The organism is Pyruvatibacter sp. (assembly GCF_040219635.1).
In the GTDB taxonomy this organism is placed as follows: Bacteria; Pseudomonadota; Alphaproteobacteria; order CGMCC-115125; family CGMCC-115125; genus Pyruvatibacter.
On sequence record NZ_JAVJSC010000004.1, the window covers coordinates 95,719 to 118,974 of the forward strand.

Annotated in this window: 18 protein-coding genes; 2 read left to right on the forward strand and 16 right to left on the reverse strand. The window is 58.8% G+C overall.

The genetic code is table 11. From position 1 onward, the window contains the following. Positions 1 to 76: 76 nt before the first annotated feature. From RIB87_RS09185 to RIB87_RS09220, 8 genes are all read right to left on the reverse strand, one after another. Complete coding sequence (locus tag RIB87_RS09185; RefSeq protein WP_350145803.1) at positions 77 to 658, reverse strand: EF-hand domain-containing protein; 582 nt, start codon at positions 656 to 658, stop codon at positions 77 to 79. 315 nt (positions 659 to 973) lie between these two features. Beyond that, positions 974 to 2,152 (reverse strand): glycine cleavage T C-terminal barrel domain-containing protein, encoded by a 1,179-nt coding sequence (locus RIB87_RS09190; protein ID WP_350145805.1) that lies wholly within the window; start codon positions 2,150 to 2,152, stop codon positions 974 to 976. After that, positions 2,149 to 3,744: a phytoene desaturase family protein gene (locus RIB87_RS09195; protein ID WP_350145807.1), complete on the reverse strand. Its 1,596-nt coding sequence runs from the start codon at positions 3,742 to 3,744 to the stop codon at positions 2,149 to 2,151. The genes RIB87_RS09190 and RIB87_RS09195 overlap by 4 nt, the downstream gene beginning before the upstream one ends. Beyond that, positions 3,744 to 5,363 (reverse strand): phytoene desaturase family protein, encoded by a 1,620-nt coding sequence (locus RIB87_RS09200; protein ID WP_350145809.1) that lies wholly within the window; start codon positions 5,361 to 5,363, stop codon positions 3,744 to 3,746. Before RIB87_RS09200 ends, RIB87_RS09195 begins: the two co-directional genes overlap by 1 nt. Before the next feature lie 180 nt (positions 5,364 to 5,543). Then, positions 5,544 to 8,513 carry a bifunctional [glutamine synthetase] adenylyltransferase/[glutamine synthetase]-adenylyl-L-tyrosine phosphorylase gene (locus RIB87_RS09205; RefSeq protein ID WP_350145811.1) on the reverse strand — a complete coding sequence of 990 codons (2,970 nt, stop codon included), beginning with the start codon at positions 8,511 to 8,513 and terminating at the stop codon, positions 5,544 to 5,546. 147 nt (positions 8,514 to 8,660) lie between these two features. Continuing rightward, on the reverse strand, positions 8,661 to 8,945 hold the full coding sequence (locus RIB87_RS09210) for an HU family DNA-binding protein (RefSeq protein WP_350145813.1): 285 nt from the start codon (positions 8,943 to 8,945) through the stop codon (positions 8,661 to 8,663). Between the two features lie 345 nt (positions 8,946 to 9,290). Further along, complete coding sequence (locus RIB87_RS09215) at positions 9,291 to 10,274, reverse strand: DUF3137 domain-containing protein (RefSeq protein ID WP_350145815.1); 984 nt, start codon at positions 10,272 to 10,274, stop codon at positions 9,291 to 9,293. 38 nt (positions 10,275 to 10,312) lie between these two features. Then, the gene (locus RIB87_RS09220; protein ID WP_350145817.1) at positions 10,313 to 10,948 is read right to left on the reverse strand and encodes a LemA family protein; all 636 of its coding nucleotides are present in this window, start codon (positions 10,946 to 10,948) and stop codon (positions 10,313 to 10,315) included. Between the two features lie 27 nt (positions 10,949 to 10,975). Between RIB87_RS09220 and RIB87_RS09225 the strand changes: the two genes are divergently transcribed. Then, complete coding sequence (locus RIB87_RS09225) at positions 10,976 to 11,848, forward strand: fumarylacetoacetate hydrolase family protein (RefSeq protein WP_350145819.1); 873 nt, start codon at positions 10,976 to 10,978, stop codon at positions 11,846 to 11,848. Between the two features lie 22 nt (positions 11,849 to 11,870). Here the strand turns inward: RIB87_RS09225 and RIB87_RS09230 are convergent, their stop codons facing one another. The 8 genes from RIB87_RS09230 to ccmI form a co-directional block, all read right to left on the reverse strand. Continuing rightward, positions 11,871 to 13,286 carry a sensor histidine kinase gene (locus RIB87_RS09230; RefSeq protein ID WP_350145821.1) on the reverse strand — a complete coding sequence of 472 codons (1,416 nt, stop codon included), beginning with the start codon at positions 13,284 to 13,286 and terminating at the stop codon, positions 11,871 to 11,873. Further along, on the reverse strand, positions 13,273 to 13,950 hold the full coding sequence (locus tag RIB87_RS09235) for a winged helix-turn-helix domain-containing protein (RefSeq protein ID WP_350146563.1): 678 nt from the start codon (positions 13,948 to 13,950) through the stop codon (positions 13,273 to 13,275). The genes RIB87_RS09230 and RIB87_RS09235 overlap by 14 nt, the downstream gene beginning before the upstream one ends. Before the next feature lie 437 nt (positions 13,951 to 14,387). Next, a complete protein-coding gene (locus tag RIB87_RS09240; RefSeq protein ID WP_350145823.1) occupies positions 14,388 to 15,629 on the reverse strand; it encodes a bifunctional alpha/beta hydrolase/OsmC family protein in 1,242 nt (413 codons plus the stop codon). Between the two features lie 41 nt (positions 15,630 to 15,670). Further along, the gene (locus tag RIB87_RS09245) at positions 15,671 to 16,147 is read right to left on the reverse strand and encodes a cytochrome c-type biogenesis protein (protein ID WP_350145825.1); all 477 of its coding nucleotides are present in this window, start codon (positions 16,145 to 16,147) and stop codon (positions 15,671 to 15,673) included. After that, the gene (locus RIB87_RS09250) at positions 16,144 to 18,153 is read right to left on the reverse strand and encodes a heme lyase CcmF/NrfE family subunit (protein WP_350145827.1); all 2,010 of its coding nucleotides are present in this window, start codon (positions 18,151 to 18,153) and stop codon (positions 16,144 to 16,146) included. The genes RIB87_RS09245 and RIB87_RS09250 overlap by 4 nt, the downstream gene beginning before the upstream one ends. Beyond that, a complete protein-coding gene (ccmE, locus tag RIB87_RS09255; protein WP_350146565.1) occupies positions 18,150 to 18,683 on the reverse strand; it encodes a cytochrome c maturation protein CcmE in 534 nt (177 codons plus the stop codon). Before ccmE ends, RIB87_RS09250 begins: the two co-directional genes overlap by 4 nt. Positions 18,684 to 18,773: 90 nt before the next feature. Continuing rightward, positions 18,774 to 19,709, reverse strand: coding sequence for a peptidoglycan-binding protein (locus tag RIB87_RS09260; RefSeq protein WP_350145829.1), 936 nt, complete (start codon positions 19,707 to 19,709; stop codon positions 18,774 to 18,776). Between the two features lie 102 nt (positions 19,710 to 19,811). Continuing rightward, entirely contained in the window at positions 19,812 to 20,933 is a 1,122-nt protein-coding gene (ccmI, locus tag RIB87_RS09265; RefSeq protein WP_350145831.1) for a c-type cytochrome biogenesis protein CcmI, read from the reverse strand. A gap of 136 nt (positions 20,934 to 21,069) precedes the next feature. On the opposite strand from ccmI, the gene RIB87_RS09270 reads away from it, so the two are divergent. Beyond that, positions 21,070 to 23,232 (forward strand): acylase, encoded by a 2,163-nt coding sequence (locus RIB87_RS09270; RefSeq protein ID WP_350145833.1) that lies wholly within the window; start codon positions 21,070 to 21,072, stop codon positions 23,230 to 23,232. Positions 23,233 to 23,256: the final 24 nt, after the last annotated feature.

The window sequence follows — 23,256 nt, forward strand, 5'->3', positions numbered from 1 at the left end:
TTGCAATCGTGTAGATGGCACGGGTATCCACAGAATATGCTGATACCCGTGCTACTTTTGCGTTTCTCATACAGCGTTATTTTGTGCGGTCTGCCTTTCGCGCATCGCGCATTGCCTTGTGAGCAGCGCGCATTTCCTCCTGCGTGATATCACCGCTGCTGTCGGCGTCAGCACGGGCAAACAGCATATCCACACTTGCAGTGGTGAACTCGCTCTCACTCACAGTGCCGTCGCCATTGGCGTCAAGGCTGGCAAAACGCTCGGCACGACGACTTTCACGTGTGTCGTCGCGTTTTTGGGCGGCAGATTTCATTTCATCCATGGTGATGGCGCCATTGCTGTCGGCATCCATCCGCGCGAAACGAGCCTCCATCCGCGCAGCCCGATCTTCGTCGCTTACATCTTGCTTGCCATTTTTATGGCCGGCGTGTTTGCCGCCATGGCGACCAAGCTCGTCGGGGGTCAGGGTACCGGAATTGTCCTTGTCCATTTTGGCAAACCGGGCGGTGCTCATGGCCAGAGCTTCGCTTCTGGAAATGGCGCCATTGCTGTCTGTGTCGGCGCGGGCGAAGCGCTCGCCACCATGGCCGCCCGCCGCAAGAGCCACACCACCGGCCAGTGTGAGTGTGAGGGCTGTAACTGCTGCAATCTTCATCATCTGTGTCGTCCTTCGGTAAAATAAGGGTGTGTATTTGCCCCACATGCCCGTGAGCGATACCGGTGCGGCGCATTACCGGCACCAAGGGGGTGGACGCCGGACGCTAATGCGCCACACCGGATGACCAACGCTAAAAGAAGCATTTTGAGGGATGCCGACCAGCCGGGAGGCACTCAGGGGAGATGTGCATTACCCGATGGCTCTCTTGACGGCGTTGGTCGTTGCCGTTCAGTCCATCAAACGCAGGCGCATGATGTTTCCGTCGCCGGCAACGCAGATTTTTCCGGTTTGGTATTCTGAGCCAGAAAAGGAGGACTACTGGGCATCAGGCGGGGTGCGTCGGGCGGTTTCGCAGCGATAAAAAGGGCGGGGTACAATTCGGGCTGAGAGCAGCGGTCCGCCGGGTGCAAAAACCTGCAGGTCGCGGGCGTTGCCCAATGCGCCCGCATCAATGTCGGCAAGTGCGATGATACGTTTGCAGGCTGGCGACCACTCAACGGAGGTCAGACGTCCGACGGTTTTATTGTCGGCCATTAACATATTTGTTTGCGGACGTATGTCGCCCTCAATCTCAAGACCGATCAGCGCGCGTTCCGGGCCGTGTTGACGTTGTGCGGTCAGAGCTGAGTGTCCGGTGAAATGTGTCACCGACAGATCCAGCAATGCACCAAGACCGAGCTCTAAAGGTGACCGCCGTGCATCCGGGTCGGCGATGAGGGCAGTGGTGTATTCCGCACCTTCATGAATGAGACCGGCCTCCAGCCGTGCCAGCCGGAGCGTGGCCTCCCCTACAGGTTGCGGACGCCAGAACGCTCCATCGCGCCGCACCCGATCAAAAATGAACACGGCATCGTCCACAGCCATGCGCAGCTCATAGCCAAGGCCCGCAGTTGCTGATCGCCGGGCAACCACAACCTGCGCCTGACCTATTTTCAGAATACGCAAAGCACCGGGGCGCAGCGCCTCCAGCCCGGCAAACCCTGCGGACAGCAATGTGGCACAGGACGCAGGGCCTTCAACACCAAGCGTTGCAATCTGATCCGATACATCCTCAACAGCACACTCAAACCCCTCGACGGCAAGTGATAGCCAATCGAAAGCGCGCACCGGCAAAGTCAGCAACCATGTGGCTATGTCGGGACGCATCACGATGCCATCTGCGACGAGCGCGCCACCATCGTCGCACAGGGCAACATGGCGGCTACCACCAACCGACACGTTGCCGCCACAACCGCCCGCCAGCCGGTTCAGACAGGCTGCGGTGTCAGGTCCGTTGAACCGATAGGTTGCAAGGGGTGTGCGGTCGGCAAGCGTGCACCGCGTGCGCAGGGTTGCGTGCTCAGCCTCATGCGTATCAATCACTTCGGGCACCGTCCAGCCCAGACGCTGGGACCACTGGTTGGTGCGGCTAGCCTCTGCCATGCGCGGGTGAAGTGGTGTGGGACGCACCGCCATATGCCAGTTGCCGGGATGTGGCTGGGAGTATCCGGTCATCGGTGCCCCCCTCCAGAACGCGCGGCGCGGGTGATCTGTTCAGCCGCGCGAATGCCCGGCAACCCAGTCAGACCACCGCCGGGATGTGCGCCTGCACCTCCCAGAAACAGCCCGCCTATCGGGTGACGCCCTTCTGCCAGCCCCGGGACAGGGCGCATCATCATTGACTGGTCAGGCGCGAGTTCGCCCTGATGCCAATCAGCACCGGCCAGGCCGCAATGGTCCTGAATGTCCGGCGGTGTCATCACTTCTCCCGCCATCACAAGATCAGGAAGATCAGGCGCGTAGTCAGCGAGTATTTTGACAACACGGGTTACCAGTTGATCGCCGCCACGGTCCCACCCGGCATCAAGGTCAAATGGCATAAACGGCACAATTGCCGACAGCACATGACGCCCCTCAGGCACCAGGCTTTCGTCGCGGATGCTTGGCAGCGTTACTTCCAAAACCGGGTGTACCGGCAACTCATTGTATTTTTGGGCGTTGGCTGCACGTTCAACATCGCTCACACAGGGTGCAATCAACAGACGTGATGCCAGCAGGTTTGGCTGAGTCTTTTGAAAAGCAGGAAGCCGCGCCAATGCAAGGTTGACCTTTGCCGACGCACCACCGGTTCTGATTTGCAAAATGTCACGCACAAGCCCTGCATCCAGGTGCCGCGCACCAACAAGGTGCAGCATGGTTGCTTTGGGACTGATGGTTGACAGAACAACAGGCGCTGTCACCTCATCGCCGTTTTTCAGCACCAGGCCCGCAACTCTGCCACCTTCAATCTTGATGCCGCTGACGGGGGACTTGCATCTAAGGTCCGCGCCAAAGCTGCGGGCGGACGCGGTTATTGCCTGCGTCAAGGCTTCAGGTCCACCGGCAATCTGCAGTGTGCCGGTGCGGTGTGTGGTTTGTAGTGCGCGTTGCCAGGCCCACGCGAAAATGGTGCCGGGTGCCCGCGGCCCATGGCGACCGCCCAGGGTCGCCTCAAGTGACAAAGCACCTTTCAGAAGATCTGTCTCAAACGCATCATCGAGAAAATCAGCGGCGTTGGAGGGCAGTGTCTGCATCACATGCTGAAATGCCGTTTTGCCTTTGCGCCTCAGGCCCAGATAATGCCCCACCCATTTAAGCTTGTCACGGCGGTTTTCAGGCGACAGCGGCAGCGCGCTGCCGGCTATAAGGGGGCGCACGCTTTCAGTAAGCAGGTTCAGCCGCGCGTCAAAGCTGCGCCATGCGTCTGCATCGTGCCGTGACCACCTGAATATTGCTTCATGGCGCGCTTTCGCATCCGCACCCAACGGAATGTGGCGGCCCTCATCATCAAGTGCGACGCTACCCACATTTTTTTGAAGCACAACAAGGCCGTGTTTTTTGAGTCTGAGCTTTCTGATGAGTGCAGGGTCCAGACTTGCGACCAGATGAGCGCATTTGGGTACCCGCATACCCGGCGCCAACGTGGTGGTGGCGGCTGCCCCACCAAACTGTGACTGCGCTTCGCACAGCACAACACTCTTGCCAGCCCTTGCCAACAAGGCAGCCGCGACAAGTCCATTGTGCCCACCGCCGACAATCGCCACATCAAAATGGTTGGTGGCAACCATCAGGCGGCCCCCCGTTTGCTTTGGCCTTTTACGGGGCGGATTTTCAGGTCCAAAAGCACCTGTCGGGCCGCATTTGCACCCGGCGCACCCATGACGCCGCCACCGGGGTGCGTACTTGAGCCACACAGATAATAGCCCCGCACGGGTGTGCGGTAGTGCGCCAGTTCAGGCAGCGGACGGTTGAACAGCAACTGGTCTAGGGTCAGTTCACCGTGGAAAATATTTCCATCTGTTAGGCCTATCTCCGCTTCCAGCTCTGCAGGTGTGCGTGTCTCCACATGGCGTATCTTCTGGCGGAAGCCGGGAGCCTGCGCTTCAATCTGATCGAGAACAGTTGTTTCAAACTGTTTGCGCTTTTTTTCCGTCCACGGACCATCAATCAACGTGTCGGGAACATACTGCACGAATACCGATGCCACGTGTTTTCCGGGCGGGGCCAGCGTCGGGTCCAGCCGCGAGGGAATGACCATTTCGATATAGGGTGTGCGCGGCATGACGCGCTCTTTCCAGTCGTCGTATGCCCGCTCCATGTTTTTGATGGTGCCACAGATGCGGATATCGCCATCAAGCGCGGGACAATCGTCCGGTACGGCTGAAAATTCAGGCATACCTTCCAGGGCTATGTTGAGTTTGGCGGATGAACCACGGGTTTTGAACTTTGACACCCGATCTGCAAACCCTTTTGGCAGGCTGCTCCAATCAAGCAGGGATAAAACCGAGCGTTTTAACTCAAGGCCGGAGAGCACAACGCCTGCGCTGATTTGCGTTCCGTCCTCCAGTGTCACGCCTGTTGCCCTGCCCTTGGTGATCTGCACTTCGCTAACACCCGCCGCAATGCGAATGTCGCCACCGTATGCGCGCACTGCCCCGGCCAGAGCGCGCGACACACTGCCCATGCCTCCACGCGCATAGCCCCAGGCTCCCGTGGCTGCATCAAGCCCGCCCACCCGGTGATGCAGCATGATGTAGCTTGTGCCAGGCGACATGGGACCAAGCCCGGTGCCAATAACAGCAGAAGCAGCAAAGTGCGCCTTCACAACATCGGAGACAAAGTAGCGATCCAGCAGGTCTGAGGCGGACATGGTCCAGAAGCGGACAGTTTGTGCCATCACCTCCTCGCCCTTGGATGTCATGTCCTTCAGCAATGCCCGCATCTGGCGCATCTTACCGGGGGACAATGACGCAGGGTCCGGTGGTGCCTGCATCATCAAAGGGCGGGCGATGGCTGCCTGTTGGCGCATATCGCGGGCGTAGCGCTGATAGGCGTCGGCATCGTGCGGTGAATGGCGGGACAGTTCCTGTCGCATGATTTCAGGATGACCTGATGCTGCGAGGTATTGTCCGTCGCCAATAAGGGTCAAGGATCCGTCATAGGGAATGACCGCAAGGCCGTGACGCGTGAGATCAAGGTCGTGAATGATTTCAGGCCGCAGCAGGCTGAGCGCATAGGAGCAGCTTGAATAAACAAAGCCGGGTTCAACTTCGCGGCTGACGGCGGCGCCACCAATATAGGCGTTTTTCTCCGTGACGAGCACACTCAGCCCCGCCCGCGCCAGATAGGCAGCCGCCGTCAGGCCGTTGTGGCCCGCACCGATGATAATGGCGTCGTACCGCTCCATGCCTTTGCGTGCCGCTCCATGCCGCTGCGAAGGGTTTTGCACCAGCCTCATCACCTTTGATGATGGTGCATCCACCCGTTATATTCTGCATGATCCGAGTAATCGAAATACGCACAGTGTGGCACCTCGACAAGCCATGCCACCCGTTAAGGCTAACACCTGCACAAGACTGCGTATCAGTCAGCGCGTATAGGCCAGCACCAGGTTGTCAAAAGCATCGTTAACCATCTTTTGGGTCTCCCGCAGTTCGCGCTCAACGATGGCAAAACTTGGTGCATCCACCGCGCGTGCCAGACGATCCTTGAGGGTGCTGGATGCTGTATCCGGCTTGAACTCGCCGCTGACAGCAATGCGTAATATCTGCGTCAGGTTGTGATACCGGTCGGCTGCGGCCGCAAGATCAGTGCCCATTGCCTGGCCAATGAGTTTTGCCTGCATCAGTTTTTCCAGCGCGTTATGGGTGTTGCTGTCGAGCAGATCCGGATTGTCGGGAGCATGAATGAGTTGCAGCGCCTGCGCAATGAACTCAAGGTCGACCAAACCACCGCGGCCATGCTTGATGTCCCAAAGGTCATCGCTGCCAAGCTCCTTGAACACCCGCTCGCGCATATCTGACACGTCCTGCGCTATCCGTTTTGCTTCTCCTGTAAAATCAGGTGACGGGTCGTGGCGCGTGCACAGAGCATCCGCAATAGCGGACCGCACACGCTGCTGCATGGCCGGTGATCCGGTAATCACGCGGGCGCGGGTAAGTGCCATCTTCTCCCACGTCCATGCACTCTCACGGTGATAGGTAATAAAGCTGCGCAGCCGCGTTGCCAGCGGGCCTGCATGGCCTGACGGTCGCAGGCGCATATCCACCTCATAGAGCGGTCCTTCCGCTGTGGGAGCCGTAAGGGCACTGATAAGGCGCTGGCATACGCGCGTGTAGTAGCGCACACCGTCAATAGGTCGGTCCCCATCAGATTCAGCAGCGTCGTTCTCAAACTCGTAAATCACGATGAGATCAAGATCAGACGTGGCAGCCATTTCACGGCCACCCAGTTTACCCATAGCGACAACGGCCATTTCACCGCCGGGCAGGCTGCCATGGGCACGGGCAATATCCTGAGCGGCGACGGGCACCAGACCCTGCACCAATGCTGTGGCCAGATCAGCATAGGCGGGGCCCGCCTCACGCGCCGGCGCGGTGCCAGTCAGCACCTGCACACCTATCTGGAACAGATGCTCGCGGGCATAAATGCGGGCAAGGTCCAGCGCCTGTTCAAAACCGTCAGCGAAACGCAGCGCTTCGCGCACTTCTTCGCCGCGTGTATGCAGGTCTGCCAAAGGACCGTGAAAGTCGGCAGCGATAACCGCCTCAAGCACGTTGGGGTGCTCAGACATATACCGCGCCAACATAGGTGCTGAGCCCATGATGGCGGACAATAAATCAAGCAGTGCCGGATTTTGATAGAGAAGTGAAAAAAACTGCACGCCCGCCGGTTGACCCGTGAGAAATGTATCAAACCGGGCAAGTGCCTTGTCCGGTTCATCTGCGGTGGCAAGCGCACGCAGCAATGTCGGCGTCAGCTTTGTGAGCAATTCGCGCGATCGCGCTGCGCGGGTGGCCTGTATGCGCCCGAAGTGCCACTTGCGGACAGTTTCTATGACGGATGTTGGACTGGCAAATCCCATAGCTGCGAGCGTCTTTATCGTGCCGGGATCAGGGTCCGGGCCGGTAAACACAAGTGACCCGGCCTCTTCGGAAAGAGCAGGCTCGCGCTCAAACAGGCTCGCGTAGTGTGCCTCAACCGTTTGCAGGGTTTTTGTGAAATACTCCCGAAAGGCCGTTTCGTCTGTGTACCCCATAAACAAGGCAATATCGCGCACACCGCCCTTGGTTTTTGGCATTCGATGGGTTTGCTGGTCATCCACCATTTGCAGCCGGTGTTCGAGACAGCGCAAAAAAGTGTAGGCCTGAATGAGCTCATCGCGCGCGGACACATCAATCCAGCCTTCGTCAACAAGCGCATGAAGCATCGGCACGGTGCCACGACCGCGCAGCTCTGGCAATTTGCCACCACCGATGAGTTGTTGAATCTGCACAAAAAACTCAATCTCACGGATACCACCGCGGCCAAGTTTGATGTCGTGGCCCTCCACGGCAATGACCGAATGACCACGATGGGTATGTATCTGTCGCTTGAGCGAATGAATGTCTTCAATTGCCGCGAAGTCGAGATACCGTCGCCAGACGAAGGGAGACAGCATCTGCAGCAACCTGTGCCCGGCTTCAAGATCACCCGCGCATTCACGCGCCTTTATCATGGCGGCCCGCTCCCAGTTCTGCCCCATGGTTTCGTAATAGACTTCGGCGGCGGCAGCAGAGATGGCGATCGCTGTTGCACCTGCATCCGGTCGCAGGCGCAAATCAGTGCGGAATACATAGCCACCGCCGGTCGGCTCCTCCAATATCCTGGTCAGGTCGCGGGTGAGGCGCACGAAAAACTCTGACGGGCTTGTGTCGCCGTTGAACGTGAGACCGTCAGGCTCAAAAAACACGATGATATCTATGTCGCTGGAATAGTTGAGCTCACATGCGCCATATTTACCCATCGCCAGAACGATGAGGCCGGACCCGCGCGTTGGATGTTCAGGGTCACGCAGCTCGATTTTTCCTTTGGCCGCAGCCTGTTTCAGCAACCAGCAGCAACTGGCCTCAATCACCGTGTCTGCCAGTTTGCTCAACGTGCTGGTTACTTCATGCAGCGGCCATGCTGTTGTCAGGTCAGCGAGCGCTGTAAGCAGCGCGATGCGGCGCTTGGCAAGACGCGCAACCTCCATAACGCCCACAATGTCGGTAGCTGCAATGATCTGGTTGTGGCAGTCCGCAAGCAACTGGTCGCGCACGTCGGTGGCAGCTTCAAACAGCAGTGTTGGCAGGAATGCCGCTTCGCGCTGCATCAGCATTGCGAGGTAAGGCGCATTGCCCGCTGCGGCCGCCAGCAACGCGCGGGCTGCGGGCTGTTCCAGAAGCGCGCGAAGCTGTTCTTTTGAAGGTGTATCCGCTGTGGACAGCGCTTCAAGCGTGCGCTGCGCGCGAGCTGCATCGGCGGGTTTGATCGCCGGTGCGTCGTGAGCCAGAAGTGATCGGGCCGCTGATTTCATTTTGTTTTGCCTGAGGCGCCAGAGTTTACGCATTCCTGAAGGATGCCAAAGCAGACACGAAACACAACGGGGCCGAACACAAAAAAGCCCGCCAACACAGATGCTGACGGGCTTTCATGGTTTTTGCCAGGCTTGTAACCGGGCTTCCTAGCAGCCGGCGGCGTCTTTCAACTGTGCTGCCGGCTTGAAGCGGAGCACTTTGGACGCTTTGATCTTGATGGCTTCACCCGTCTGTGGGTTACGGCCCATGCGGGCGGCGCGCTTGGAGATGGTGAACGTACCGAACGTACCGATCGTGTACTTGCCTTCTTTCTTCGCGCCTTTGAGGCCATTTTCAATTTCGCCGAATACGAGTTCAACGGCGCGCTTTGCTTCTGCCTTGGACATGTCGCCTGCGGCAGCGACGTTCTCGATAAAATCTGCCTTGCTCATGGTCTGTCGCCTCTTTTCAAACGTGACGCCGCGCATGGTGTGCGCGGGTTGATGATGCAGCGGCACCACACGGCACCGGCCACCCGTGCCCCAAAGCAAACCCTTCGGGGTGCGCCTCCCGGCCATGCGCTGACTGAAACCAATCTGCGACTCACTTGGGAAACGACATACCTTGTCGATATGGCTGATTTGGTGGCGGCGCAAGCGCTTTTGAAGGATTAGCCATCACCAAACCCTTATAGGAAAAGGGTTTGGTTGAACCGTTGCCGCGAAACCTACTTGACGCACGGATATGTGGCTGGGGGTTGCCGAAACCGATTCGGCTGAGTTGCAGCTTGCAGGCGCTCAGCTCCGCGTTGAGAGCGTCAGTTTCAGGTCATCAATGATCTGGAAAACGATGCCTATCTCTTCCACCATTTTCGCAACCTGCTGGGGATCATCCACACGGGCGAATAGTCCGCCGCCCTCAAACCGGTCGTCACCACCATTCACCGAGATAAGCAACCGGTTGTCGTCAAAGGATAGCTGCAACGTTCCTTCCAGAGCCTCTGCCAACGCCAGGGTGCGCTCCATGAAGGTTGGCGTCAGCAGGTAACGCGCCTCCACCTGATCGTCTGAAAAAACCTGAAACTGTTTTTCAAACTTGGGGTCTTCCAGTTTTACGCGCGTTGCGCCCTTGCCGATGCCGGCAAAAAAATTACCGATCACGCCGCCGTCGCGCAGCAATACAGTGCGTCCCGCAAATCGTTTGGGGAAGGTAAAGCGAGCCAGAACACCGCGAAAAACGGTGACGTAATAGGTCTCGGTGCGGCCATTACTGCGCCGGGTCCGCCGGTCTTCGAGGTGGGCCTCATAGAGTGTGAAGGCCACACTCTCATGCGTGCCCGCAATCTCATCTTCTGCATTGGCACGGTCATAGTCGGGCAGAATGCCGGTTGCCCTGAATTGCTGAAGCCCGGCTGTTGAGGGTTCCGCCGTGTACACAAAGCCCAGGAAGTCGCAGATGCGGGTCATCAACTCCTGCTTGACGTGCGACGTCACCTCATACACGGCCGCCGTGCGATACCCCAGAAAGCCGATGCCCGCGAGCAGAACTATGCCCGCAGGCACATATCCCAGCCAGCCAGCAGAAAAACCGCCCATCAGCCCGACAACCGCGACTCCGACAATCATCAACGGAATCGCAATAAAAGCGCCGGACTTAAGACGCGCATAAGCAGCCGCCCGTAATATTTCCTGCTGCAGGAGAAAAGGCTCAAGGTCGCGGCGATAGAACGCGGCAAACCCGTCGAGCCGGGGATGCATCGCTTCGGTCTCAGAAAGCGGCATAGGTTTTCCCCCGGCTACACGTGCATTTCTGTTTATCGCTACCTGAGGAAATCGGATGCATCGACCGGGGCGCGGGCCGCTTCTTCAATTTCATAGAATGGCATTGGCTGAACGCCTGCGATGCCGGCGATAACACTGCCGGGAAAAATCTGGACTGAATTGTTCAGGTCCGTAACGGATGCATTGTAGAATCGCCGCGCTGCGGAGATGTGGCCCTCGACCTCGGAATAGGTTTCCTGCGCGTTTATCATTGTCTCGGCGGAGCGGAGTTCGGGATAGGCTTCAGCGGTTGCAAACAACCGGATCATGCCTGATTGCAGTTTGCGCTCCGACTCAAGGTGTCCTTTGACAGCCTCCGGGTTTGTCGGGTCATAGTCAGCCATTGCATCGGCGCGCAGTTTGGTGACTTCGGTCAAAAGGTCTTTTTCATGCTCCATGAAACGCTGGGCAATTTTGAGCACATTGGGAATAAGGTCGTGGCGCTTGCGCAGTTGCACATCGATTGACGACAGTGCCTCAAGGGCGCGGTTGCGGCGCGAAATCAGTGTCGCGTACCAGACGTAGCCGCCGATGAGGACGACGACGACAAGGCCAATCAGGATTTCCATGGGGTGCATCTCCACTGATATGCGGGCGATATGCGGGCGTGGCTCGACTATGGGTTCTGATTGCATGATACAGCCGCTTGAAAGGACATACCAATGCGGATTGCAGCATACACCCTGAATGGAAAGCCCGGCATTGGCATTGTTGAAGATGCCGGTACGAATGCAGTCGTCCACCCTTTGGGCAATGCCGGAGACACCATCCGCGCTATCCTGGAAGCCGGTGCGGATGCGCTTGCAGGGCTTGCCGCACAGGCAGGCGACGCTGACCCGCTGCCCATGAGCGCTGTTGCCTTGCAGGCACCGATACCGCGACCGGGCAAGATTCTGGCGATCGGGCTCAACTACAAAGCGCATGTGGAGGAGACCGGGCGCGAGGTATCGCCTCACCAGATATGGTTCAACAAGCAGCGCACCTGCATCACCGGGCCGTATGGCATCATCGACAAACCTGTTGCATCGGACATGGTGGACTATGAAGGCGAGCTTGTGGCGGTGATCGGGCGACAATGCCGCCACGTGCCTGCCAAACAGGCTCACGAGGTTATTGCCGGATACATGGTCGGCAATGATGTGTCTGTCCGTGACTGGCAGCGCCGCACACCCACCATGCAGATGGGAAAGAGCTTTGATACACACGGCCCCACAGGCCCGTGGCTTGTGACTGCTGACGAAATTGACGATCCGCAGGCCTTGCAGATCACAACATACGTCAACGGCGAAGTGCGTCAGCGGGCCTCAACGGGTGAAATGATTCATTCGATTGCAGACCAGATTGCGCATCTGACAACGGCATTCACGCTGGAGCCGGGTGATCTTATTTTTACCGGCACGCCTCAAGGCGTGGGCGTGGCAATGGACCCGCCGCAGTTCCTGAAAGATGGGGATGTGGTACGCATTGAGATCAGCGGTGTTGGCGCCATAGAAAACCGCGTTAAAAATGAAGTCGCGCGCACGATGATCGCTTAGCAGCCATTGCTCTTAGTTGTCTTTACTCGGCAGCAAGATCAGACGGGCGGCGGCGCGCGCGGCGGGCGAGCGAGATAACCGCGCGCAGGCCGGGCTGATTGTCTTCCAACCGCACATCGCCGCCGTGAAGGCGGGCAACAGCGTTCACCAGACTAAGCCCAAGCCCGCTGCCCGGCGTATTGCGGCTTTGTTCAAGACGCACGAACCTGCCCAGCACCCGTTCGCGGTCATCTGTGTCGATGCCGGGGCCGCTATCTGCCACCACAATTTCCGCGCCAAGCATTCCGCGCGCCTTCAGCGCCATGTGGATTGTGCGACCGCCCGCATCGCCACTGGCGTGCTTGATTGCGTTGTCGAGAAGGTTGGCAATCATCTGCGCCAACAATTCCCGGTGGCCGCGATAATCAAGGTTGGGTTCGATGTCCAGCGTGAGGTCCAGCCCGGCCTCATCAGCCACTGGCTCATACAGCTCGGCGGCATCGTGAACGAGCGCGCTTAGGTCAACCCAGTCCATCCCATCGCGTGCGGCACCTGCTTCGGCGCGAGCGATCAGCAGCAACGCGTTGAATGTACCCAGCAACTCGTCGGCCTCTGAAATAGACCGTTCAAGAGCTTCCGCATATTGCTCCTGCGTGGCAGGCTTCATCAGCGTGACTTCGAGGCGGTTTCGCAGTCTGTTGAGAGGGCTGCGCAAATCGTGCGCGATGTTGTCTGTGACCTGACGCATACCGAGCATCAATCGCTCAATCTGGTCCAGCATATCGTTGAGATTTTCCGCGAGCTGATCGATTTCATCGCCGGCGCCCGTTACCGGAATGCGGCGGGACAGTTCGCCGCCCATAATGTCCTTGGCGGTGCGGTTGATATCGTCGATGCGCGCCACAACATTGCGGCTGATGATGGCGCCACCGGCCAGGCCAAGCACAATCATCGCAGCCACGGCCCACGCCAGCGCGTTGGTTATCTGGGCTTCGAGACGGCGGCGTTCTTCAATGTCCTGACCCACGAGAAGCCGCAGGCCATCCGGCAGGTCAGTAGCTACGGCCTGAGCTTCGTGAAACTCTATATCGCCTTCGGCTGTGCGGCGGGCATACTCAAAGTTCAACCACCCCCCAACACCAGTTGTCTGGTCAGGCCAGACGTCCAGATTGCCGCCCAGTTTTTCGCCGTTTGCGTCCTGCAACAAGAACAGATTCTGGCGCGGGTCGCGAGCCTTGGTAATTGTCGCGTGCACAAGTGCAGCGCGGCCGCCTTCTTCGAGCTGGGTAATCAGGGCTGCGGTTTCAGCCTGCACGGTGGCTTCAGTCTGGCGCGCCAGAAAGCCTGCGGTGTTCCAGTAGAGATAGCCAAGCAACGCGCTTGCCGACGCCATGAACAACGCCAGATACACCACCGCCATGCGGAAGGTGGTTGTGGAGAGGAGCTTATTGCGGGGCACGGAGGGTGTATCCCGCGCCACGCACGGTGTGGAGCAGTGGCGCTTCAAAGTTCTTGTCGATTTTGGCACGCAGGCGCGAAATGTGCACATCAATCACGTTGGTCTGCGGATCAAAGTGATACTCCCAGACATTCTCCAGCAGCATGGTGCGTGTTACCACCTGGCCTGCATGTTTCATCAGGTATTCCAGCAGCCGGAACTCGCGGGGCTGCAAATCAATGACCTCGCCATCGCGGGTCACCTTGCGCGACAGCAGTTCCATTTCCAGCCCGCCGACCTTCATGCGGGTCTGCACTTCGCCGGGGCTTGAGCGCCGCACCAGAACTTCGATGCGCGCCAGTAACTCAGCAAAAGCAAACGGCTTGGTGAGATAGTCGTCCCCGCCAGCCCGCAGGCCGCTGACGCGATCTTCGACTTCGCCCAGTGCACTGAGAAAAAGAACCGGCGTTGTCTGACCTTCTTCGCGCAGAGACGCGACGACTGACAGGCCGTCCTGCTTAGGCAACATGCGGTCTATTACCAGCACATCAAACTTGCCGGACATGGCAAGCGTCAGGCCGTCATCGCCGTCCGCTGCGTGGTCCACCACATGGCCGCTCTCGCGCAGGCCTTTCACAATATAGGCTGCGGCTTCCACATCATCTTCGACCACCAGAACGCGCACATCATCTCCATTTGTCTGAAAAGCAGTGCCGGCACAGTTCGCGGGGGCAGACGTCAAGTGCTGTTGCATTTTCATCTCCAGTGTATGCCCAGCTCCATTGCGCGCCAACTATTACGAGTTGAGGCGCAGGGGCTCAGGTCTCACCGGGATAACAAGGCCTCCATGAAGCGGGGCTGAATGACGTGACGCTTAAATGAGAGGGGAAAAAGGCCGCACCGGCGTCACTCGTGGGGGAACACGAAAAACAAACAACGCCGGCGCGGCGATTTAGCGACCCGGTGTGATGAAATGCTTTGGGGGTCGCCTCCTTTTAGCGGGAACCGAATCACTTTAACTCGGCACCACATCCCGGATTACCTTAGAGTGTCGTCCTGCCAGCCTTACGCATCTCTTGCGGGCGCATGACATTTTGGTAATGAACCTGGCCTGCCAGCAGCTCAGGTCTTTTGCGACGTGCGAATCACCATCTTGTTTTCAAGAGTCCGGTGGACCGGGCACTTGTCGGCTATCTCCATCAGCTTTTTGCGCTGCGCATCATCCAGATCGCCACGGATCTCAATTTCGCGCTGCAACACATCCACCTGACCCTTTGTGTCGCCGTCGGTCGCGGCGCATTCTTCGCAATCATCTATGTGAATGCGGTCGTGGCCGACGCGCACGATAACGCGTTCCATGGGGATTGCCTTGCGCTCCGCATAAAGCCGCATGGTCATGGCCGTACAGGTGCCCAGAGCTGCATTGAGAAATTGATATGGTGTGGGGCCGGTGTCCATTCCGCCCACGTTTTCCGGCTCATCTGCCGTGAGCATGTGTCGCCCCGCCAGCACCTGGTTCTGGAACTTGCCGTTGCGGGTCTCAACAACTGTCACGCGGTCAGGGTCGGCACGCACGATGGGCTTGTTGTCTTCAGGCGCTTCGCCGAGGTAGCGCGTTGCCCAGGCTGACAACACATCCGCAACATAGGCTGCGTCCGTTCGTTGGGTCAGCAGGTGGTCGGCGTCATCCAGCGACACAAAGCTTTTGGGGTGGCGGGCGGAGACAAATATTTTTTCGGCGTTTTCAATGCCAACGGTTGCATCGCGCGGCGCATGAAAAACAATCAGCGCCTTTTTGAGCTGCGCAATACGCGGCGTGATTTCCTGACTGCGAATGTCATCCAGAAATGATTTGCGGATGCGAAAGGTGCGGCCTGCGAGTTCAACCTCTGCTTCACCGTCGGCTTCAATAGTCTCAACGTGCGCACCGAAGTTATCCGCCACGTGGGCGGCATCCGCCGGTGCGCCGATGGTCGCAACTGCTGTTGCTTCAGGCACATCGCCTGCAGCAGCCAGAACGGCCGCGCCGCCAAGGCTGTGGCCGATCAGTATTTTGGGGGCCTCATACTTGTCGCGCAGAAAATTGGCCGCGCGCACCAGATCGCCTACGTTGGAGGAAAAATCCGTGTTGGCGAAATCACCGTCAGACTGGCCAAGCCCGGTGAAATCAAACCGCAGGACGGCAATGCCCTGCGCACACAGGCGCGAGGCGATGCGAGAGGCAGCAAATACATCCTTTGAGCAGGTAAAGCAGTGGGCAAACAGCGCAAATGCACGTGGTTTGCCTGAAGGCAATTCCAGACGTCCAGCCAACTTTGCGCCAAGGCCGCCTTCAAACTCAACGCGTTCAATTCTCTGAGACATCCGCCCCTCCTGCATTGCTTTGGACACGGCGGAGTGCAGCGTTAGTTTTGCCTGCCCTCATTCATCAGCTGATTGATGCGTGTCTGTTCGTCGGTACTCAGCGATGTGTCTTCGCCGCCTGCCTCGGCAGACCGCTTGCGCACAACGTAGCGAAGCGAAAGGGCACCGGCCAATAACAAGATGATGAACGGCCCGAACCACAAGACATAGGTGTGTGGTGCAACGCGGGGGCGCAACAGCACATACTCGCCGTAGCGCGCCACAACATAGTCAATCACCTGGGTGTCGGTGTCTCCGGCAACCAACCGGTCGCGCACCAGAATACGCAGGTCCTTGGCGAGTGGAGCATTCGATTCATCAATAGACTGGTTTTGACACACCATGCAGCGCAGTTCGGCGCTCAGCGCGCGGGCCCGCTCTTCAAGGGCTGGATCTTCCAGCACCTCGCCGGGTTCATACGCCAGCGCAGGAAATACCAGCGCAAGCGTTACGAACGCTACAAGAAACGAACGCATCATGCCGTTGCCCCGGTCTTTACGGGTGACGGCTGTTTATCGTTGCGTTTGGACGGCGCGCCAACGCGCAGGCGTCTGTCTGACAAGGACAAACATCCACCCAGAACCATGACAATGCAGCCAACCCAAACCAGTGGCTGGAGTGGGTTGTGGTAGGCGCGCACAATCCATTCCGTGCCAGCCGGCGTCATACCAGGCTGCGGATCGCCGAGCACTACATAGACGTCATCCAGAATGGTTGTGCGGATGGCTGCTTCAGTCGTTGGCATACGCGCCACGGGGTAGAAGCGTTTCTCCGGTGTGAGTTGGCCGACAACGCGACCACCGCGGGCCACGGTGAAAAGACCCCGGTCGGCTTCGTAGTTGGGGCCCGGCGCGGGTGTGACGCCTTCAAAGGTCAGTTCATAGGGGCCGATCTCAAGTTTTTCGCCTGCGGTCATCAGCACCACGCGCTCCTGCGCGCCTGCGGTAACACCGATGACACCAAACACCAGAACGCCCACGCCTGCGTGAGCCAGCGCTGTGCCCCATGCTGCACGTGGCAGGCCTTTAAGGCGGTTCATACTTTGCGCAAAGGGAATGCGACCAAGCCTGATGCGCTCGGCGAGTTCCACAATCGCACCGCCGATCAGCCATGTGCCGATGGCCATGCCGACGGCAGCCAGAACGGGCGCACCCTCCACAACAAACAGTGCGATCAGGCCAACCACGAGGGCTGCAATAGCGGCCGCATACAAACGCTGAGCAGTTGCCACAGCGTCTGCCCGTTTCCAGGCGAGCATCGGCCCGAACGGCACCAGCAGTAGCAGGGGCAGGATAATGGGAATGAATGTGGCGTTGAAGAAAGGTGGGCCGACAGAGATTTTGGCCCCGGTGATGCCTTCAAGCACAAGCGGGTAAAGCGTACCGATCAGCACGGCTGCAGTGGCTGCGGTAAACAACAGATTGTTGACCACCAGTGCCGACTCCCGGCTGATTGGCGCAAACAGTCCGCCAAGTTTCAGGCTGGGTGCGCGCCACGCATACAGCGCCAGCGCCCCACCGATGAAGAAGATCAGAATACCCAGAATGAAAACGCCGCGCTCAGGGTCCACAGCAAAGGCATGGACCGACGTGAGTACGCCGGAGCGCACGAGGAACGTGCCAAGCAGCGACAACGAGAATGCCAGAATAGCCAGCAGCACGGTCCATGACTTGAGCGCACCGCGCCGCTCCACGACGATTGCAGAGTGAAGCAAAGCAGTCGCGGCCAGCCACGGCATGAGGGAGGCGTTCTCTACCGGGTCCCAGAACCAGTAGCCGCCCCAGCCCAGTTCGTAATAGGCCCACCAGCTTCCAAGGGCGATGCCGACCGTGAGCGATGCCCATGCGGCCAGCGCCCACGGGCGCACCCAGCGCGCCCAGGCGGCATCAACGCGCCCTTCAATGAGGGCCGCAGCGGCGAAAGAAAATGCCACCGACAGGCCCACATAGCCGCCATACAAGAACGGCGGATGGAATGCGAGGCCGGGATCCTGCAACAGCGGATTGAGGTCTGTGCCGTTGATCGGCACCGGGGTCAGGCGAACGAACGGGTTGGACGCAAGCACAACGAACAGCGCAAACACCGCCCCGATGAGGCCCTGCACACCCAGCACGCGGGCTTTCAGACTATCGGGAAGATTTGCACCAAAGCCCGCAACGCTGGCCCCGAAGATGGCGAGGATCAGAATCCACAGCAGCATCGAACCTTCATGGTTCCCCCATACGCCGGTGACCTTGTAGAGCATCGGCTTGGCAGAATGGCTGTTTTCATAAACGTTGATGACGGAAAAGTCAGACGTCACAAAAGCATATGTCAGAGCCCCGAACGACACTGCCAGCAACGCGAGCTGGATGTGTGCCGCGCGCGTTGTCATGTGCATCAGGCGCACATCGCCAAGCGCGGGACCATATAGTCCAAGCCCGGTTTGAGCGCAGGCAACGGCGAGCGCAAGCACCAACGCGAAGTGACCAAGCTCAGGTATCATGACCCACCCTCATTTCCGTAGGATGCATCTCCATATGATGGGTCTGCAGGTCCGTTCTTCCATTGGCCAGATGCCTTGAGCGCATCAGCTACTTCCGGCGGCATGTAATTCTCGTCGTGCTTGGCGAGCACACGGGAGGCTTCAAACCGTCCGGTGGGCGCAAATGTGCCCTCAGCCACTATGCCCTGCCCTTCGCGGAACAGGTCCGGGAGGATGCCGCCATAGGCAATGGTGATGCTGTGCTGGAGGTCAGTGACGGCGAAGACGGTTGCTGACCCTTCCTTGAGCACACTCCCCTCCACCACCAGTCCGCCCACGCGGGCGTCCTCACCAACAGGGGTGCCACGTTCGGCAACGTCTGTGGGGCTGTAGAAAAACATTACCCGGTCTTCAAGGGCAAACAGCGCAAGGATGACGGCAGCGCCCAGAACCACAACGGCAGTACCAACGAAGGCTGCTCGATGCGACTTTTTGGTGCGGGTGCGCCTGCGGGTACGCGTGTGGGGTGCTGGCTTTGGATTTTCGGTCATATCACTCAAAGATATACCCGCCCTGCCGCCTGCGCCCAACTGCCAAAAGATCGCACAGGATATGTGGGGAAATGAACGGGTTTCCGGCGATTATGACAGATCAAGGGCCGAGAAGGTGACAGGGCCTGCAATTCCGTCTGCCACAAGGCCATTTTCATCCTGAAACTGAATGACGCAGCGGCGGGTGCCGTCATCAAAAACGCCGTCAATATTGATGGCCCACCCACGTTCGGCCAAAGCACGCTGCAGCGCCTCGACGTCCGGCCCGAACATAGGGGGTGTGGTGAGCCTCAAGGCGCGCTGGGCGGGGTCCTCGGCTGTAACGCGCAGATCGCGCCCGCCAAGAATGTCCGCCGAAACAACCTGCCCGCGCACAGTAAATGGCAATGCCAGTGACCAGTTGCCCGCATCCATGAGGCCAGCAAGCGCATCCATTCGATATACCGTGCGGCGCAGCAGCTGGTTTGAATGCCCGCCAAGCCAGGCTCGCCTTGCGGCTACATACAATTCAACCCAGCGGCGCAGACCGATCTGCGCTGGCCGGCCATGGGCATCAATCACCCGGTCGCGAATCCGCGGCCAGGAGCCATGTACTTTGCTGTCATAGACGACTGCCATCGCCAGTGGATCACCCAGCCCCAACCGTTGAGCCGCCATTGTGGAGGGCACCCAATAGAGCCGGTCGAAGAACGCATCCTGGGTATCCTGCATCACCGGGTCGTGGCCTGCGCGCGCCAGCAATGGGCGCAGCAATTGGTCGTTGTCCAGCGATGTATCAATTGCTTCCAGTCGGCCCAGGAAGGGCTCCAGTGCATCAGCGAATGCGGCATCTTGCGCGGCGCAATAGGCTTTGACCAGCAGGTGCAGATTGCCGGAGCCAAGGGTGGTTTGCGCACGGCCATAGGTGAGGTGACCGCTGTCACCGGGCAACAGCGTTACCATCGCGTAGTCGCCGCGCGGTGTGCCGGTTTCAAAAATGTTGATGATGGCCTGAGCAGCATGTTTTTGAAGCAGTGTCACGGGCATGGGGGAATGACCTCTATTGCAGACGCCGAAATGCGCCGTTTCCCGAATCTAACACCGCAATCGTGGGCGTGGATAACTTCCCGCCCATGACTTGGCCGACTTCTATTTATTGCCGGCAGGCACCGTCACGCCGAGTTCCTGAGCGCCGAATGCAAGGCGGGCGGACGCATTTTCATCGTCTGCAAGGTTAGCGAGGCCCCGCTCAAGCACCTTTACAGCCGCTTCCGGCTGGCCCAGCACCAAACGGGCACGGATAAGACGCAGCCAATCAGCCTCCGACCCCCCCTCTTCCGCCAGACGCGCATCAAGGCGGGCGACCATTCCATCAATGGCCTCAGCGCGCTCAGCGTCGGGTAGATTGGCAATGGCGTCCTGTGCTGTTTGGGGCGCTGGTTCTGCATCAAGCGCTGCAAGGCTTTGGGCCACCATACGCGCCCAGGGTGCGTTCGGGTCAGCATCCGCGGCCAGCCCTTGCCAGATGGTACGGGCGGCATCGCGGTCACCTTCCTGCAAGGAAGCAAGGCCCATGAAGTAGCGTGCCTGGGGGTTTTGATCATCCATCCGCAGGGCCTCGTTGAAAACGATGGCGGCACGGTCCCCTACCAGCCCTTCATCGGCAAAGACCATTGCCTCGCCGAGGTCTGCAAGGCGCTGAGCGGTGGCGCCGTCGAGATCAATCAGGCGACCAAACGCGCTGGCGGCGTCTTCAAATCGGCCCATGCGGGCGTAAATGGGTGCGACCACACGCCAGCCTTCAGCATCGCGGGGGTTGGTGCGCAGGTGCTCTTCAACCCGCGCCACCAGTTCTTCGAGTGTCTGGTCTTCCGGCGCCTTGTTGATGCGCTCGGCAAAAGGCTGCGACGGCATACCGGGTGTGCCGGAAACAAGATAAAGCGGCACTGCCAGCAGCGGCAGGGCGACCACCATAATGACGGCGAACTGCGCGGCTGCTTTAGGGGTGGCACTGGTTTCTGACGACCGCGCAGCATCTGCCGCCAACAGCCGACGGGAAATCTCGGTACGGGCAGCATTTGCCTCGGCTTCCTGCAACATGCCACGCTCAAGATCACGCTCAAGTTCGTCAAGCTGATCACGATAGACTGCCACGTCGCTGTCGGCGCGGCTGCGCAGGGCAACACTGCGCCACAGCGGCACAAGTACCAGATAGGCGGTAACGGCGACGACGAGTGCTGCGGCAATCCAGAACAGAAGAGATGGAGGCATTGGGAGCTTCACAGTTTATCAGGCGACCAGGACAATAACCTAGGATTTAGCACCCATGCCCCTTTGCTGCCACGGGTGCTATGGTCGCACAGGCCGTTCGGCCTTTTGTGTTTCCTCCAAAAACAAGTGACCGCTCATGTCCAGACTTCGCCTCGGCAGCCTTATTGCCGCATCACTGTTTGTCGTTGCCCTCGTCGTGCTTGTCATTTTGGGTCTGCGCGTCGATTTTGGGTCATCACCCGGTAATCTTGATGCCTACAAGGCGCAAGCGGACAATTACGATGTGGAAATCAGGCGGGATGCCTATGGCGTGCCGCATATATTTGGCGAGACGGATGCTGACGTGGCCTTCGGGCTGGCCTATGCGCAATCGGAAGACGACTGGGCAACCATGCAGGAAGTGCTGGTTGCAGCGCGCGGCGACCTTGCAGTCCATCGGGGTATGGACGCTGCGGTAACGGATTATCTGGTGCATCTGCTGCGGGTATGGCCAACCACCCGCGAGGGCTATCCAAACCTGCCTGCCAACATTCGGGCCATTGCCGAAGCCTATGCCCATGGCACCAATCTTTGGGCGGCTGAAAACCCGCAGGAAGTTTGGGGCGGCGTGCTGCCGGTCACCGGCGAAGACATAGTGGCAGGCTTTGTTTTCAAGACGCCGTTCTTCTATGGCCTTGATAATGTCTTCAAGGAGCTGTTTGCCGAAACACGCGGAAAGGACATTTCGCTTGGGCCTGACAACGCTTTTTTGTGGACGCCTGAACCAACACACCCCACCGGCTCAAACGCATTCGCTGTCGCGCCGTCACGCTCGACCGATGGGCATACGCGGCTGCTGATAAATTCGCATCAGCCGTTCGCCGGGCCGGTCGCCTGGTATGAGGCACGCCTCAAGAGCAATGAGGGGCTGGATATGACGGGCGGCGTATTCCCCGGGGCGCCGGTTATTCTGCATGGACACAACCGCAATCTTGGATGGGCCAATACGGTGAATAAGCCGGACCTTGCAGATGTCTATGTGCTGGACATCAACCCGGAGAACAAAAACCAGTATCGGCTGGATGGTGAATGGCGGGACATGGACGTTTCGACTGCCACCATCAAAGTAAAACTTCTGGGGCCGTTGCAGTGGCACGCGCAGCGCGAAGTCAAACACTCCGAACACGGACCAGTTCTGGAGACAGAACATGGAACATATGCCGTGCGCTATGCGGGCATGGGCGAAACCCGGCAGCTTCAGCAGTATCATGCTTTGAACAAGGCACAGAACTTTGACGCATGGATGGATGCCATGCGGCTGATGGCTCTGCCCAGCATCAACTACATATATGCCGACAGGCAAGGTAACATTGCCTATATCTACAATGCGCAGATGCCTAAACGCATTGAAGGCTGGGACTGGCAGAAATACCTGCCTGGCGACAGGTCGGATCTGATCTGGACCGGGTATCACGCCTTTGACGACCTGCCGCAGGTCATCAACCCACCGAGCGGCTTTGTGATTGATGCCAATAACACGCCCTTTGAGGCCACCGCCAAGAGCGACGACCTGAAGCCTGAAGACTTTCCCGCCAGCATGGGCATCGAAACGCAAATGACCAATCGCGCCTATCGCGCGTTGGAGTTGTTGCGTCCCGATGAGGCTATTTCGGCAGACGAGTTCAAGACTTACAAGTTTGACAAGACCTATTCCAAGGACAGTGAACTTGCGCGTTTGATTGAGCTTTGGCTGGCCGCTGATTTTTCAGGCGACGCATACATGCAGGCGGTGCAGCAGATGCTTGCGCGCTTTGATATGGAAGCTGACACAGACGACACGCAAGCGGCCGTGGCCATTCTGGCCGGTGAGCCGGTCGTATGGGCGCAGATACAGGGCGAAGAGGTACCTGACCCGATGCAGACACTGCGCGATGCTGTTGCGCACCTCAAAGAACACTGGGGTCGGCTGGATGTGCCGTGGGGCGAGGTCAATCGACTGCGACGCGGGAACGTTGATATGCCGCTTGGTGGCGGGCCGGACCTGTTGCGGGCCGTTTATGCACGGTTGCCCCAAGAGGATGGACGCCTGGTCGCGCAGGGTGGTGACACAATGATTTACATCGTGGACTGGGCACCGGACGGCACCCTTGTGAGCGAGAGTATTCACCAGTTCGGATCGGCAACACTCGACGAAACAAGTCCCCACTACGCGGATCAGGCGCCGTTGTTTGCCGAACAGAAGTTCAAGATCATGCCGCTTGACCGCGCCGCGCTGGATCAGCAGACAACACGGGTCTACCGACCCGGCCGTGACGGTTAGACAGCCACACAACTGACGAGAAAA

Bases quoted from the DNA above. Each gene is read 5' to 3' on its own strand.
- RIB87_RS09205 (WP_350145811.1), bottom strand. From the start codon at position 8,513: ATGAAATCAGCGGCCCGATCACTTCTGGCTCACGACGCACCGGCGATC.
- RIB87_RS09260 (WP_350145829.1), bottom strand. From the start codon at position 19,709: ATGCCCGTGACACTGCTTCAAAAACATGCTGCTCAGGCCATCATCAAC.
- RIB87_RS09190 (WP_350145805.1), bottom strand. From the start codon at position 2,152: ATGACCGGATACTCCCAGCCACATCCCGGCAACTGGCATATGGCGGTG.
- RIB87_RS09185 (WP_350145803.1), bottom strand. From the start codon at position 658: ATGATGAAGATTGCAGCAGTTACAGCCCTCACACTCACACTGGCCGGT.
- ccmI (WP_350145831.1), bottom strand. From the start codon at position 20,933: ATGCCTCCATCTCTTCTGTTCTGGATTGCCGCAGCACTCGTCGTCGCC.
- RIB87_RS09245 (WP_350145825.1), bottom strand. From the start codon at position 16,147: ATGATGCGTTCGTTTCTTGTAGCGTTCGTAACGCTTGCGCTGGTATTT.
- RIB87_RS09250 (WP_350145827.1), bottom strand. From the start codon at position 18,153: ATGATACCTGAGCTTGGTCACTTCGCGTTGGTGCTTGCGCTCGCCGTT.
- RIB87_RS09215 (WP_350145815.1), bottom strand. From the start codon at position 10,274: ATGCCGCTTTCTGAGACCGAAGCGATGCATCCCCGGCTCGACGGGTTT.
- RIB87_RS09225 (WP_350145819.1), top strand. From the start codon at position 10,976: ATGCGGATTGCAGCATACACCCTGAATGGAAAGCCCGGCATTGGCATT.
- RIB87_RS09210 (WP_350145813.1), bottom strand. From the start codon at position 8,945: ATGAGCAAGGCAGATTTTATCGAGAACGTCGCTGCCGCAGGCGACATG.
- RIB87_RS09220 (WP_350145817.1), bottom strand. From the start codon at position 10,948: ATGCAATCAGAACCCATAGTCGAGCCACGCCCGCATATCGCCCGCATA.
- RIB87_RS09200 (WP_350145809.1), bottom strand. From the start codon at position 5,363: ATGGAGCGGTACGACGCCATTATCATCGGTGCGGGCCACAACGGCCTG.
- ccmE (WP_350146565.1), bottom strand. From the start codon at position 18,683: ATGACCGAAAATCCAAAGCCAGCACCCCACACGCGTACCCGCAGGCGC.
- RIB87_RS09195 (WP_350145807.1), bottom strand. From the start codon at position 3,744: ATGGTTGCCACCAACCATTTTGATGTGGCGATTGTCGGCGGTGGGCAC.
- RIB87_RS09270 (WP_350145833.1), top strand. From the start codon at position 21,070: ATGTCCAGACTTCGCCTCGGCAGCCTTATTGCCGCATCACTGTTTGTC.
- RIB87_RS09240 (WP_350145823.1), bottom strand. From the start codon at position 15,629: ATGTCTCAGAGAATTGAACGCGTTGAGTTTGAAGGCGGCCTTGGCGCA.